Source organism: Phaeobacter sp. PT47_59 (genome assembly GCF_028890025.1).
GTDB lineage: Bacteria > Pseudomonadota > Alphaproteobacteria > Rhodobacterales > Rhodobacteraceae > Phycobacter.
Window position 1 is genome coordinate 25,089 of sequence record NZ_JARCJL010000002.1, and the last position, 12,802, is coordinate 37,890.

Below are 12,802 nucleotides of genomic sequence, written 5' to 3' on the forward strand. Positions count from 1 at the left end.
GCCGTGAATCGGGTTATTTTCGACGCAGGCAGGCATAAGAGCGGAATCGGACATGGACAGGCGTCAATTTGGCCTTGGGGCGGCATCTACCTTCGCTTTGGCGGGATGCAGTCAGACCGACAGCAAGTTCAAAACCTACAACGGGCCGGAAGTGACCTCGATCGTGGTCAACAAGGGCGCGCGCAGGATGTACCTTCTGAACAATGAAGAGGTGCTGCGTGAATATGAGGTGGATCTGGGTTTTGCCCCGGAAGGCCCAAAGCAGATCGAGGGGGACGGTAAAACGCCCGAAGGCACCTACCTGATCGACCGCCGCAATCCCAACAGCAGTTTCCATCTGTCGGTGGGCATATCTTATCCGAACAGGGCCGATATGGCCCATGCCCAGTCACTGGGGAAAAAGCCGGGCGGCGAGATCTTCATTCACGGAGAGCCGAACGACCGCAAGGACCGCAAGCGGGCCGAACGGGTAAGGGACTGGACCGCGGGATGCATCGCGGTGAAGAATCACGAGATCGAAGAGGTCTATGCCATGGTGCAGACAGGCACGCTGATTTCCTTGCGGCCCTGACGCCTATCCGGCGTGACCTTGGGGTAGGGGGTCTGGGTGAAGGCCTGTCAGTTGCCCATCACCAGCGTCCACCACAGCTTGCCATTGGACTCCTGGAACCAGGAAAAGCCCATGTTGGTGGCTTTGGGATCCAGAATCACCGCCCGTGTGCCACGGTCTTCCATCCAGGCGGTCAGGGTCTGCAGCTCGTTCTCATAGGTTTCTGAAATCGCCTCTCCCAGAAGCGTGCCCGGATACCCCGTGCGCGCCACCCGATCCAGCGGCGAGGATCCATCCGACCCGAAATGCCAGGGGCGATTCTGCACGGACATGTCGCGGGAATGTGTCGCGGCGGCGGCGTTCAACTGGGCGTTCAACTGGACCGGCGCGGCAGAGGCGGCCTGCCGCAGGGCATTGATCGAATCGAGCATGCGAACCTGCACCTTGTCGGCGTTGCGGATGCGGTAGATCTGACCACTTCCGCCTTCTCCGCTTTGCGGGACCGGAGTACAGGCGGCGGCAAGTGTCACTAGGGCAGCGGCCAGGATCAGAAATACGCGCGTCATCATGCTTCTCGCTCAAAGTCACAGTGCCATGTCACTTAGCGCTCCTGTGGCATGGGTGCAAACCTGAGCGGGGCATTCGGTGCCCCGATCCGCTGGTTTGATTTGCGACTGAGGCTTTCCAGCCATATTATGGCGCAAGTTTTGATGTTCTGTGCAGGATAGAATTCCATGAGTCGTCTGTTTGAAAACCCATCCCGGCGCGCATTTCTGGCCGGTTCGGCCGCGCTGCTGTCGTCTCCGGCCCTGGCAGAGGAGAAGGCGGAAGATCAGGAGGTTGCCTATGATCCCCTGCGCCCGCCGCCAGAGCCCGAACCTCCGGTCAAGCGCAATATCTCTTCCTTCCGGGCCAAGGACTGGCGGCCCTATTTCGACAATCTGCGCAAGGGGGCGATTCTCGTCGATATCGACAGCCGCGCTTTGCACTATTGGTCCGAAGATGAATCGGTCTATCGGCTGTTTCCCTCCTCCGTACCCCTGTCCGACGATCTGACCCGCCGCGGCCGTACCCAGGTCATTCGCAAGGTCGATGGCCCCAGCTGGGCGCCAACGCCGAACATGCTCAAGCGAAATCCCGAATGGCCCAAGTACATCCCGCCCGGCCCGGACAACCCGCTGGGCTCACATGCCTTGTACCTGAGCTGGAAGTTTTACCGCATTCACGGCACCCACGATACGCGCAAGATTGGCCGAAAGTCGTCCAATGGCTGCATCGGTCTTTACAACGAGCACATCGCTCAACTGTTCGAAATGACCAGGGTTGGCACCCAAGTGTTGCTTATTTGACGACATTTCTGCACCTGCGCGGCGTCCTGTGGAAACAAGCATTTGCATTCCCAGAGGTTAGCTGTTTAGAAAAAAATACGAGATATGTCTTGGGTGCGTTGGGCATAGGTATGCTTGGCGCGAATTCTGGAGGTTAACATGAAAAAACTCGTTATCGCTGCTGCTCTGACCGCTGCTGCTTCCACTGCTTCTGCCGGCAACCTGGCAGAGCCCGTCATCGAAGCACCGGTGATCGTTGAGCAGGCCGAAAGCTCGTCTTCCGGCGTCCTGCTGCCGCTGCTGCTGCTGCTTCTGGTTGGCGCAGCTGTCGCAAGCAACTAATTGCTTCTTACAAGATTTAAAAAGGCGGTGGGTTTCCACCGCCTTTTTTATTTGTCCCCTACCCGGCGCAGATCCCTTTAGGACAGCGCAACCTCGTCCAGAATCAGGTCCAGGCTGTGAAGAATCATCTCCACGTCCTCGGCGTCGATGGTCAGAGGCGGGCGGATCTTCAGGATGTTGTCCTTTGGCCCTTCGCTGCCGATCAGGATCCGATGATCGCGCATCCGATTCTTGACATAGGAACAGATCGCGCTGGCTTCACTGCCATCGGCCTTGATCAGCTCCACCCCCAGGAACAGCCCCATGCCGCGCACATCCCCGACGCAGGGGTGCTTTTCTTCCAGTGCTTTCAGACCGGCCAGCAGGCGCTCGCCCATCAGCTTGGCGTTCTGCTGCAGTGCTTCGTCATCGACGATATCCAGCACCTCCTTTCCGATGCGGCAGGACAGGGTGGAGCCGCCGAAGGTGGAGAAGAACTCAGGCCCCTTGGCAAAGCTGTCCGCAATGGCGCGACTGGTGACCAGCACGCCCAGGGGGTGCCCGTTGCCAATGGGTTTGCCCATGACCACGATATCGGGCAACGCCCCCTGGTGTTCAAAGCCGAAGTAATAATCGCCAAGGCGCCCCAGACCGGTCTGCACCTCATCGGCAATGCAGACGCCACCGGCGGCGCGGATCTTTTCATAGACCGCTGGCAGGTATCCTTTGGGCGGGATGATCTGACCGCCGACCGAGGGGAAGGTTTCGGCGATGAACCCGGCCAGCCCGTGGCCCTTGTCCTGCAGGCGCTTGATCGCCGGGTCCACCAGATCCGCGAACTTCTGCGCGCGATCCGGGTCGTCGCGTTTGAAGCTGCCGCGATAGTCGTCGGCGACCTCGACCAGCTCCACCCAGTCAGACGGGCCGACACCTCCGGGCGCGTTAAACTTATAGGCCGAGATATCAACCGCGCCGGTGGTATTGCCGTGATAGCCATGATCCGGCGTCACCATCCCCTTGGCGCCGCTATGGGCGCGCGCCAGCCGCAGGGCCAGCTCGTTCGCCTCGGTGCCGGAGTTGACGAAGAAGCAGACCTCGAAGGGCGCGGGCAGTTTCGACAGGATCTTTTCGGCAAAGGCGACCTGCGCGGGGTGCAGGTAGCGGGTGTTGGAGTTCATCCGCTTCAGCTGATCCGCCGCCACCGCCTGAATGCGCGGATGGGCGTGGCCGACGTGGGGCACGTTGTTATAGGCATCAAGGTACGGCCTGCCCCATTCGTCGAATAGATGATGCTTCCAGCCGCGCAGCAGCATCACCGGATCGGAATAGGTGAGGCTGAGGTTGCCGCCAAAATGCGCGCGGCGCCCTTTCAGGACTTCCGCTTTATCTGTTGGCTGATAGCAGGTCTTGCCGTCGGGCAGGTTCATCAGCGCTGCCGGATTAGGGCAGATCGCGTGCCAGAGGTACATTTCATCTGGATCCCCCACACCGGGCCAGTCCGCCTCGATCCCATCGGTGGTCATCGCCAGCTGGAAATGCACATGCGGCGCCCAGCCGCCGTTCTGGGTGGCATCGCCAAGGCGGCAGAAGGCTTCACCCTTGGCCACGTGGTCACCGGGTTTCAGCCGGTCGCAGCACTCCGGATCCAGGTGGCCGTAAAGGGTATAGAAGGCATCCCCCGCCGGGGTTTCATGGCGCAGGATGATGGTGCCGCCGTAATCCAGATGATGCGCGCGGTTCTCGACGATGAAGACCTCACCCGCCAATGGCGCATAAAGCGGTTCCCCCGCAGGCGCAAAGCCATCGACCCCCAGATGCACCGTGCGCCGGTTGCTGGCCTTCCAGCGCCCCTTGCGGAAGGCAGGTGCAGTGTAGATCAGCCGCGGTTCGTTGTAATAGCCCAACCAGATGCCGCTGCCGTATTCCTCGCCCACGCGGGCGGCTTCCTCCAGCGGCATGTCGAATGGGTTTTGCGGCCAGGTGGAATTCTCGACAGAGAGCGACCCCATGGGGGCATCCGCCAGATCCGTGCCCATCAGAGGGGCGAAATTGCCACGTTCGGCATCAAGCCATTCAAGAACCCGGTCGGCGCCGTCGACCACCGGAAGACCACAGGCGGCGCGCAGGCGGGCGTTGACCAGCTTGGCGTTCAGGTCATGGCCTTCGAGGAACCGCCAGGCAGGCGCCTGCGAGATGGTTACATAAGGATCGTCAGGGTTCTCGGCCGCCATAAGGGTGGAGTTCACCACCGAAACCGCCAGCCGCATCCGCAAGAGCGGCCAGATCATATCGACCTCTGCCGGGGTCAGTGGATAGGCGGCGTGATAGCCGGAAACCAGCGCAGCCAAAGCGGCCTCGGGTTCGGGGTGATCCAGCACGATATAGGCCGCCGCGATCGCCAGATCGCAGATGCGCGGCGCACGGCACATGTCGCCAAGATCAATCAGGCCCGAGACCCGGCGCGGTTCGCTCAGCTCTCCCGCGACGATGATGTTGTAGTCATTGGCATCATTGTGGATCGCCTGCATCGGAAGCGCGGATAGGTCTGGGTGCAGATCGGAAAAGCTGGCGTTGATCTCATCCAGCAGGGCGCGGCGGCCTGGGTCGGTGATGCAGCCCAGATCGTCGGCAATCCAGCCTGCCTGGATCAGGTTCCATTTGAAATCGCGGTCGAGGCCACTGTGCTGGAAATCCGCCAGGGCCTTGTCCGTGCGGCCCAGAACCTCTCCCACCTCGTGGATCAGGGCAGCGCTTTTGGGCGCGGCCTTGGCATAGCAGCGGCCGGGCAGTTCGTTTATCACCCAGACCAGGCGTTCGGCGCCATTTTCGTCGGCAATGGGCAGCATCGCGGCGCCATTGCAGCTGCGGATCACACGGGGGCAGGGCAGATCCGGTGCAACGCTTGCGATATGATCAAGCGCCTGCACCTGCAGATCGACGAGCTGTTCCGCGCAGCCCGGACGCATCGCCTTGACGATATAGCCGGTCCCATCCGCTGTGCGGGCCAGGAAGTTCAGATCGTATTCCCCATCAAGGCGCGTCAGCTCCGCCTCGATCCCCCAATGCGCCGCCAAGGCGGCTGCCCAATGTCCTTTGGTCATGAACTCTCCCCGATCCGCCGCTTTGGCGGCAACCCTGATTTTGGATCCTATTTGGACCGGGGAGGGGAGGTTAGTCCAGCCAGCCTTTCAAGTTCTGTTCGATCACACCGGCAAGCGCCGCGATATGGTCATCATCATCGTTCAGGCAGGGGATATAGAGGAAGTCTTCGCCGCCAGCCTCTTCAAAGCTTTCCTTGATCTCCTCGTTGATCTCTTCCAGCGTTTCTATGCAGTCGGCAGAAAAGGCTGGGGCGATTACGGCGATGTTTTTCTTGCCTTCCTTGGCGAGCGTCGCGACGTGGTCGACGGTATAGGGTTTCAGCCACTCCTCGGGGCCAAAGACCGACTGGAAGGTCGTCGTGATCTCGGTGTCCGCCCAGCCCAGGCGCTCCTTCAGGAGGCGCGTCGTTTTCTGGCACTGGCAGTGGTAGGGATCGCCCTGCATCAGGTAGCGTTTCGGCATCCCGTGGTAGGAGACCACAAGGATATCGGGGCGGCTCGACGCCTTGGCGTAGGCCTCTTCGACGGAACGCGCCAGCGCGTCGATATAGGCGGGCTCGTCGAAATAGGCGGGGATGGTGCGGGCGGCGGGTTGCCAGGTCTCTTCCATCAGGGCACGGAAGAACTGGTCATTCGCGGTGCCCGAGGTGGCGCCTGCATATTGCGGATAAAGCGGCACAAACAGGATCTTCTGGCAGCCGGCCTTCACCATCTCCTGCACCTTGGATTTGGTCGAGGGGTTGCCATAGCGCATGCAGAAATCGACCATGACCTGATCGCCGTAACGGTCGGCCATCACCTTTGCCATCTTGGCGGTCTGCTCTTTGGTGATGGTCATCAGCGGGCTTTCGCCCTTGTCATGGTTCCAGATGGATTTATACGCCTCGCCCGAGCTGAACGGGCGTTTTGTCAGGATGATGAGCTGCAGCAGCGGCTGCCACTTCCAGGCGGGGTAGTCGATCACCCGCTTGTCCGACAGGAATTCGCTCAGGTAGCGGCGCATGGGCCAATAGCTGTAGTCGTCCGGCGTGCCGAGGTTCGCCAGCAGGATCCCCACCTTCTGCGGCATCACCTTGGGGTGGTCGGCAGGGGCGTGGACGGGGCATTTGGCGGTCGAGGTCGAATCCAGCATTTCGGTGTCCTGTGCGGTTGGCATCTTTTGGTGCGGTGGAACAATAAGGGCATACGCAGGCAAAGAACAATCGGATCACATTTGCGTAGCCAGAGTGTTTTTCTATCAGGCGCCCGGTCCGGGCTAGTCGGGCAGTTTCGTTTCCGGCACCCGCAAGGCATCGGCAAGCCGCATCTGGGCCGATCCGGGGCGCAGCGGTTTCTGCTGGCTGTCAGAGGGCGACCAGCCGGTGAGGCAGATCAGCTCGAAACTGGCGGGCAGGCGGCCTTCGTCAGTTTCAAAGTGGTCGCGGTAGATCTCTTCGGCGCGGCTGAACAGGCGGCGCGGGACGGGGCGGCGCAGGCGGGCTTCCAGCGCGTTGCCCTCTCCCATGGCGCGCAGCTCGTGCATCAGGTGCCTGAGGTCCCGGTACTCTGCCGTCAGCGGCACCACATCGGCCACCGGCAGGGCAAAGCCTGCGCGTTGCAACAGGGCGCCCAGATCGCGCACCTCGCCCATCGGGGCGATTCGCGGTGACAGGCCGCCCAGAACCTCTGATTCGGCTCCGGCGAGGGCCACGCGCAGCTCTTGCAGGGTCTGCCCGCCCAAAAGAACGGTCAGCAAAAGCCCGTCTTCCTTCAGGGCGCGGCGGCATTGGATCAACTGACCCACCGGATCGTTGGCCCAGTGTAAGCCCATGGAATGGATGACAACATCATGCGCGCCGGGTTCAAGATCCAGCACATCGTCGTCGGGGACCAGCTTCGCGCCGGACAGGGGGCCGGGCCGATCGCCCTCCCAAAGCTCCGCAAAAGGAGTCACTATGGCGGGAGCTGTAAAGACTCTGTTAACCATGTCGAGCCGATCCTCGATCTCGTTCCTGGCCATTTCGTGCAGGAACAGGGCCCCTAGCTGCCGCCGGGCTCGATTTGCTGCCAATGCCTTCCTGTCAAACAGCTTCGGCTGTGCGGTGGGAGTGTGCGTCATGGGGGGATACTTATATGTTGCATGCGCGGTTTCAAACCGCTGTTTCACTGGTCTATCCGCCGCAGTGTCTGGGCTGCGGAACGCTGGTCGATCAGGAACCGGGCCTGTGTGGATCCTGCTGGAGCGATACGGAGTTCACCTCTGGCACCGTCTGCGAGGGCTGCGGGGTGCCGCTGCCAGGGGAATGCGATGGGTTTCGGGTCGAATGCGACGACTGCATGGTCCATCCGCGCCCCTGGAGCCAGGGACGATCTGCGCTGATCTACGGCGGCAAGGCCCGCGAGCTGGTGCTGGCGCTGAAACACGGGGATCGGATGGATATCGCCGCGCATGCTGCGGGTTGGATGGCGCGGGCGGCCTTGCCGCTGTTGCGGGACAACCCGCTGGTCTGCCCGGTGCCGTTGCATTGGCGCCGTCTGTTGAAACGCCGTTACAATCAATCCGCCCTTCTGGCAGAGGCGCTGGCAAACCGGACAGGCCTGGAGTACTGGCCGGATCTTCTGCGCCGGGGGCGCAAGACTCCCTCCTTGGACGGCAGGTCTCGCACCGAACGCTTTGAACTGCTGGCCGAGGCGATCCAGCTGCCCGCGCGCCACAATGCACAGGTCAGGGGGCGCTGCGTTCTTCTGGTGGATGATGTGATGACATCCGGGGCGACCCTGTCGGCCTGCACGGATGCCTGTCTGCGCGCCGGGGCTTCCGAGGTGCGCGTCGTGGTTCTGGCCCGCGTCACGCGTGCGTGATTGCAGCGGTTTGCCGGGTGGCAATGATTGCATTGCGTCCCCATATCGCCGACAAACGCGAAAATCGGAATGTTTTGGAGACCTCTATGAAACCGGTGGAAATCTACACCTCGCCCCTGTGCGGCTTTTGCCACGCTGCAAAACGGCTTTTGAAACAGAAGGGTGTGACCTTTTCCGAGGTCGACGTTATGATGAACCCCGGCCGCAAACCCGAGATGATCCAGCGTGCAAACGGGGGCCGCACCGTGCCGCAGATCTTCATCGGAGAGACCCATGTGGGCGGCTGTGACGATCTTTATGCGCTGGAGCAGGCCGGTAAACTGGACGCGCTTCTGGCCGACTGACCCAGGAGACCCGCCCCATGCGCGCCGCGCTGCTGCAGATGACATCAAGCGACGATCCCGCCGAGAACCTGGACACGGTGCGGCGGATGATGGGCGACGCCGTGGCAAAAGGGGCGGGGTTCATATTGACCCCCGAGGTCACCAATTGCCTGTCGACCAGCCGCAGCCATCAGAAGGCTGTCCTGTGCCACGAGGAAGACGACCCGACCCTTGCCGCCCTGCGCGAAGAAGCGGCAAAGCACGGCGTCTGGCTGTTGATCGGCTCGCTTGGGGTGAAAACCCATGATGCGGATGGCCGGTTCGCCAATCGCCAGTTCCTGATCTCGCCCGATGGCGCGGTCACCGCGCGCTATGACAAGATCCACATGTTCGATGTGGAGGTCACGCCTGAGGAAACCTACCGGGAATCCGATGGCTATCGTCCCGGCACCCGCGCGGTTGTGGCGGATACGCCCTTTGCCAGGATCGGGATGACCATCTGCTACGATGTGCGCTTTCCCCATCTTCACCGGGCGCTGGCAAAGGGCGGGGCGCAGATCCTGACCGCTCCGGCGGCGTTTTCGCATGTGACCGGCGCGGCCCATTGGCATGCGCTATTGCAGGCCCGCGCGATCGAGACGGGCTGCTATGTTCTGGCGCCTGCTCAGACCGGCACCCACAAGGCCAGCCGGGGGGCCACGCGCCGCACTTATGGGCATTCATTGATCGTTGCGCCCTGGGGAGAGATCCTGGCTGATGCGGGTACCGACCCGGGGATTGTCTGCGTTGATCTCGACATGGGAAAAGTGGCACAAGCACGCAAACGTGTTCCTGCGCTCACCCATGACCGAGAGTTCGACGGACCCTGATGGAAGAATCACATGCCCTGGCCGTTTCGCTGTTCAGCGAAATCCTGATGGCCGAACAACTGGCCAAGTCACGGCTGGGCAAGGCCTTGCCCAAGGGAATGGAACTGTCGCATTTCTCAGTGCTGAACCATCTGGCGCGTGCCGGGCTGGAGCGGTCGCCTGCACAATTGGCCAAGGCCTTCCACGTCACCCGCGGCGCCATGACCAATACGCTGAACAAGCTTGAAGTGGCGGGATATGTGCACATCCGTCCCGACTGGGACGATGCCCGCCGAAAGATGGTGGCGATCAGCCCCGCCGGCCGTCAGGCCCGCGATGCGGCTTTGGCCAGTATCGTGCCGGTGATCTCCGAAGTGGTGGAAGAACTGGGTGGCGACCGCGTCCGTGCGGCTCTTCCGATCCTGAGAGAGCTGCGCGCCAAGCTGGAAGACGATTGATCGGCGCATTGGCCTTGGTGATGTGTGTGACACGCGATGGGCGCTGTGGCACGAAGACGGGACAAGAAAAAAGGGACGCCTCAGCCAAGGCGTCCCTTTCTCTATTCATCCCGTCCGGGTCCGTGAGTGGTGACGCGTCTTTGCAGGAAACGTCGAAAAACCAACGGGACAGCATTCACTCGGTTCTGGGCCTGTGCCCGGCGCCAGCTGGTAAATCCAACCGAACGGTCAGTGAATACGTCATTCAGCCCTGCGGGCCAAGGCACCTAAAAGGATAGAGGCCTATCCTTTCGTATAGGATTGGGGTTCTGGGGCCATTCTTTTCTGAGCTTTAGCCGGGTTTCACGCTGGCGGTGACGTAGTTGACCGACAGATCCCGTGGAGAAATCGACCAGCCCCAGGTGACTGGGTTGAAGACGAACCCCTTGCGGTCCACTGGATCCAGCCCTGCCTTGCGCAGGAGGTCGAACAATTCGTCCGGGGTGATGAACTTGTGCCATTCATGGGTGCCGCGTGGCAACCAGCGCATCACCACCTCGGCGCCGAAGATCGCCATCATGTAGCTTTTGGGATTGCGGTTGATGGTCGAACAGATCTGCAGGCCGCCCGGTTTCAGCAGCTCTTGCGTGGCCGTCAGATAGCTCAAGGGGTCGGCCACATGTTCCACAACTTCCATGTTCAGGACCACGTCGAACTGTTCGCCCGCCTCGGCAAGCGCCTCGGCTGTGGTGTGGCGATAATCGATCTCAAGACCGGATTGTTCGGCGTGAATACGGGCCACCGGCAGGTTCCCGGCGGCGGCATCGGCGCCCACCACCTCGGCGCCCAATCGCGCCATGGGTTCCGACAACAGCCCGCCGCCACAGCCGATGTCCAGCAAACGCAGCCCCTTGAAAGGGGCCGGCTGCGTCAAGTCCCGGCCAAATTCGCCCGCGATCTGGCTGGTGATATAGTCCAGGCGGCAGGGATTGAGCATATGGAGCGGCTTGAACTTGCCATTCGGATCCCACCATTCCGCGGCCATTGCTTCGAATTTGGCGATTTCGGACGGATCTACCGTGGACTGAGGCGCTTGCATTCCTGTCTCCGTGTGTTCTTTTGTACCGATAAGACTAGTTAGGTCAGTAATGGACAAATACTCGGACCAAAAGCGCGCAGTGCAGTATCTTTTTCCTCCGGTCGATGCCTTCGACCAGCGTATGCTGGATGTTGGGCAGGGCCACAGCATCTATGTAGAGCAATCCGGCAACCCCGATGGCATCCCCGTGGTGGTTTGCCACGGCGGGCCGGGTGGCGGCAGCAGCCCGGCGATGCGGCGCTATTTCGATCCCAAGGTCTACCGGGTGATTCTCTTTGATCAGCGCGGCTGTGGCCGCTCGCGCCCGCATGCCTCTTGCGAGAACAACACGACCTGGCATCTGGTGGCCGATATGGAAGAGATCCGGCGCGCGCTGGAGATCGACACATGGCTGTTGTTCGGCGGCAGCTGGGGCGCGACGCTGGCGTTGATCTATGCGCAGACCCACCCGGACCGGGTACAGCGGATGATTCTGCGCGGCGTCTTCCTGATGACCAAAGGTGAGCTGGACTGGTTCTATGGTGGTGGCGCGGGTCGGTTCTGGCCGGAAACCTGGCAGCGCTTTGTCTCGTTGATCCCCGATGCGGAACGCGGCGACATGATCGCGGCCTATAACCGGCGGCTGTTCTCTGGCGACGTGAGCGAGGAAATCCGCTTTGGCCGGGCCTGGTCGGCCTGGGAGAACGCGCTGGCCTCGGTCCATTCCAACGGCCATGGCGGCGAAAGCCCCGGTGATTATGCCCGCGCTTTTGCCCGGCTGGAGAATCACTATTTCATCAATGGCGGCTTCCTGGATTTCGACGGTCAGATCCTCGCCAATATGGGGCGGATTTCGCATATCCCCGGGGTCATCGTTCAGGGACGTTATGACATGATCTGCCCGCCGACCTCGGCCTGGCGCCTGAACGAACTGTGGCCAAATGCAGAGTTGAAAATGATCCGCAATGCAGGGCATGCCTTGTCAGAGCCGGGAATCAGCGCCGAACTGGTGCGCACGATGGACCGGATTGCCGAGGAGTTGTTGCCATGACCCGTATCGACCGCCGCGCGCTGTTCACCTCTGGTGCGGCTGCCGCTTTGCTGGCGGCCACGGGAACCTCGCTGGCGGCGGCGCCCCGGTCGGGTGGCGTGCTGCGTCTGGCGGTGCCGCGTCAGGATGGGCTGATGGAGCAGGTGGCGCGCGGGGCGGTGTTCGATACGCTGACCGAGATCGCGCCGGATGGTGTCTTGCGGGCCGAGTTGGCCGAGAGCTGGCACAGCAGCGAGGATGCCCGGACATGGTCCTTTGATCTGCGCAGCGACGTGCGGTTTCATGATGACGCGGCCATGACGGCTGCTGATGTGGTCGCCTCGCTGAGTGGACGCGGCATCGACGGCGCCGAGGTTGCGCTGGTGCAGCAGATCGCTGACCACCGGATCGAGATCCAGCTGCAGGCCGCAAACCCGCATCTGCCTTACCTGCTGGCCAATCCCGAACTGGTGATTGCCCCGGCGGGGCAGCGCGATCTGCCGCTGGCGCAGGCGGTGGGCACTGGCTGCTACCGGGTGGAACGCGCGCAGGACGGACGGCACTTCCGTGCCGCCAAGGTTGCGGACCATTACAAGACCGGCCAGGCGGGCTGGGTAGAAAGCATCGAGGTGATCGTGATCCCCGACGCCGCGGTGCGCGCCGAGGCCCTGCGCGATGGCTATGTGGATGTGGCGGCCCTGCCCGCACCCGAAGGGCTGATCGAAAAGGGCGGCTTCCTGTATCATCCCTCGGCCAGCGACATGGCGCTGGCGGCGCGCTCTGACGTGGGCATTCCCCGCACCGTTGGCTGCCGCACAGCCCTGGATGACGGCCGGATTGCCGAACGCTGGTGGCGGATCTGAGCCGGGCGCTGGGCGGTTTCTGAACTTCTCCTTGCAGATTCGCCCCATCACGCGTATATGCCTTGCACAACAGCGGCGCGTT

The 12,802-nt window shown here is 61.9% G+C and carries 14 protein-coding genes; 9 read left to right on the forward strand and 5 right to left on the reverse strand.

The window, feature by feature from the left end; all coding sequences use genetic code 11:
* Positions 1 to 52 precede the first annotated feature (52 nt).
* A complete protein-coding gene (locus PXK01_RS01855; RefSeq protein ID WP_274848783.1) occupies positions 53 to 571 on the forward strand; it encodes a L,D-transpeptidase family protein in 519 nt (172 codons plus the stop codon).
* A gap of 47 nt (positions 572 to 618) precedes the next feature.
* Here the strand turns inward: PXK01_RS01855 and PXK01_RS01860 are convergent, their stop codons facing one another.
* Positions 619 to 1,116: a CAP domain-containing protein gene (locus tag PXK01_RS01860; protein WP_274848782.1), complete on the reverse strand. Its 498-nt coding sequence runs from the start codon at positions 1,114 to 1,116 to the stop codon at positions 619 to 621.
* A 168-nt stretch (positions 1,117 to 1,284) separates the two neighbouring features.
* Between PXK01_RS01860 and PXK01_RS01865 the strand changes: the two genes are divergently transcribed.
* Together PXK01_RS01865 and PXK01_RS01870 are read left to right on the forward strand one after the other, a co-directional pair.
* Positions 1,285 to 1,899 carry a L,D-transpeptidase gene (locus PXK01_RS01865; RefSeq protein ID WP_274858646.1) on the forward strand — a complete coding sequence of 205 codons (615 nt, stop codon included), beginning with the start codon at positions 1,285 to 1,287 and terminating at the stop codon, positions 1,897 to 1,899.
* A gap of 138 nt (positions 1,900 to 2,037) precedes the next feature.
* Positions 2,038 to 2,220, forward strand: coding sequence for a hypothetical protein (locus PXK01_RS01870; RefSeq protein ID WP_274848780.1), 183 nt, complete (start codon positions 2,038 to 2,040; stop codon positions 2,218 to 2,220).
* 77 nt (positions 2,221 to 2,297) lie between these two features.
* Here the strand turns inward: PXK01_RS01870 and PXK01_RS01875 are convergent, their stop codons facing one another.
* The 3 genes from PXK01_RS01875 to PXK01_RS01885 all read right to left on the reverse strand — a co-directional run bounded on the left by PXK01_RS01875 (position 2,298) and on the right by PXK01_RS01885 (position 7,398).
* A complete protein-coding gene (locus PXK01_RS01875; protein WP_274858647.1) occupies positions 2,298 to 5,300 on the reverse strand; it encodes an aminotransferase class III-fold pyridoxal phosphate-dependent enzyme in 3,003 nt (1,000 codons plus the stop codon).
* Positions 5,301 to 5,370: 70 nt separating this feature from the next.
* The gene (hemH, locus tag PXK01_RS01880) at positions 5,371 to 6,432 is read right to left on the reverse strand and encodes a ferrochelatase (RefSeq protein WP_274858648.1); all 1,062 of its coding nucleotides are present in this window, start codon (positions 6,430 to 6,432) and stop codon (positions 5,371 to 5,373) included.
* Between the two features lie 123 nt (positions 6,433 to 6,555).
* Positions 6,556 to 7,398, reverse strand: coding sequence for an SAM-dependent methyltransferase (locus PXK01_RS01885; RefSeq protein WP_274858649.1), 843 nt, complete (start codon positions 7,396 to 7,398; stop codon positions 6,556 to 6,558).
* 14 nt (positions 7,399 to 7,412) lie between these two features.
* Here PXK01_RS01885 and PXK01_RS01890 point away from each other — a divergent pair, with 14 nt between their 5' ends.
* The 4 genes from PXK01_RS01890 (at position 7,413) to PXK01_RS01905 (ending at position 9,770) form a co-directional block, all read left to right on the forward strand.
* Positions 7,413 to 8,141, forward strand: coding sequence for a ComF family protein (locus PXK01_RS01890; protein ID WP_274848776.1), 729 nt, complete (start codon positions 7,413 to 7,415; stop codon positions 8,139 to 8,141).
* Between the two features lie 86 nt (positions 8,142 to 8,227).
* Complete coding sequence (gene grxC / locus PXK01_RS01895; RefSeq protein WP_274848775.1) at positions 8,228 to 8,485, forward strand: glutaredoxin 3; 258 nt, start codon at positions 8,228 to 8,230, stop codon at positions 8,483 to 8,485.
* Between the two features lie 17 nt (positions 8,486 to 8,502).
* A complete protein-coding gene (locus PXK01_RS01900; protein ID WP_274858650.1) occupies positions 8,503 to 9,333 on the forward strand; it encodes a carbon-nitrogen hydrolase family protein in 831 nt (276 codons plus the stop codon).
* Positions 9,333 to 9,770, forward strand: a complete 438-nt coding sequence (locus PXK01_RS01905) for a MarR family winged helix-turn-helix transcriptional regulator (protein WP_274848773.1) — start codon at positions 9,333 to 9,335, stop codon at positions 9,768 to 9,770. The genes PXK01_RS01900 and PXK01_RS01905 overlap by 1 nt, the downstream gene beginning before the upstream one ends.
* A 331-nt stretch (positions 9,771 to 10,101) precedes the next feature.
* Here PXK01_RS01905 and ubiG read toward each other — a convergent pair whose 3' ends face one another.
* Positions 10,102 to 10,848, reverse strand: a complete 747-nt coding sequence (ubiG, locus tag PXK01_RS01910; RefSeq protein ID WP_274858652.1) for a bifunctional 2-polyprenyl-6-hydroxyphenol methylase/3-demethylubiquinol 3-O-methyltransferase UbiG — start codon at positions 10,846 to 10,848, stop codon at positions 10,102 to 10,104.
* Between the two features lie 49 nt (positions 10,849 to 10,897).
* Between ubiG and pip the strand changes: the two genes are divergently transcribed.
* Both pip and PXK01_RS01920 read left to right on the forward strand, forming a co-directional pair.
* Entirely contained in the window at positions 10,898 to 11,878 is a 981-nt protein-coding gene (gene pip / locus PXK01_RS01915) for a prolyl aminopeptidase (RefSeq protein WP_274848770.1), read from the forward strand.
* A complete protein-coding gene (locus PXK01_RS01920; protein ID WP_274858653.1) occupies positions 11,875 to 12,720 on the forward strand; it encodes an ABC transporter substrate-binding protein in 846 nt (281 codons plus the stop codon). Before pip ends, PXK01_RS01920 begins: the two co-directional genes overlap by 4 nt.
* Positions 12,721 to 12,802 lie beyond the last annotated feature (82 nt).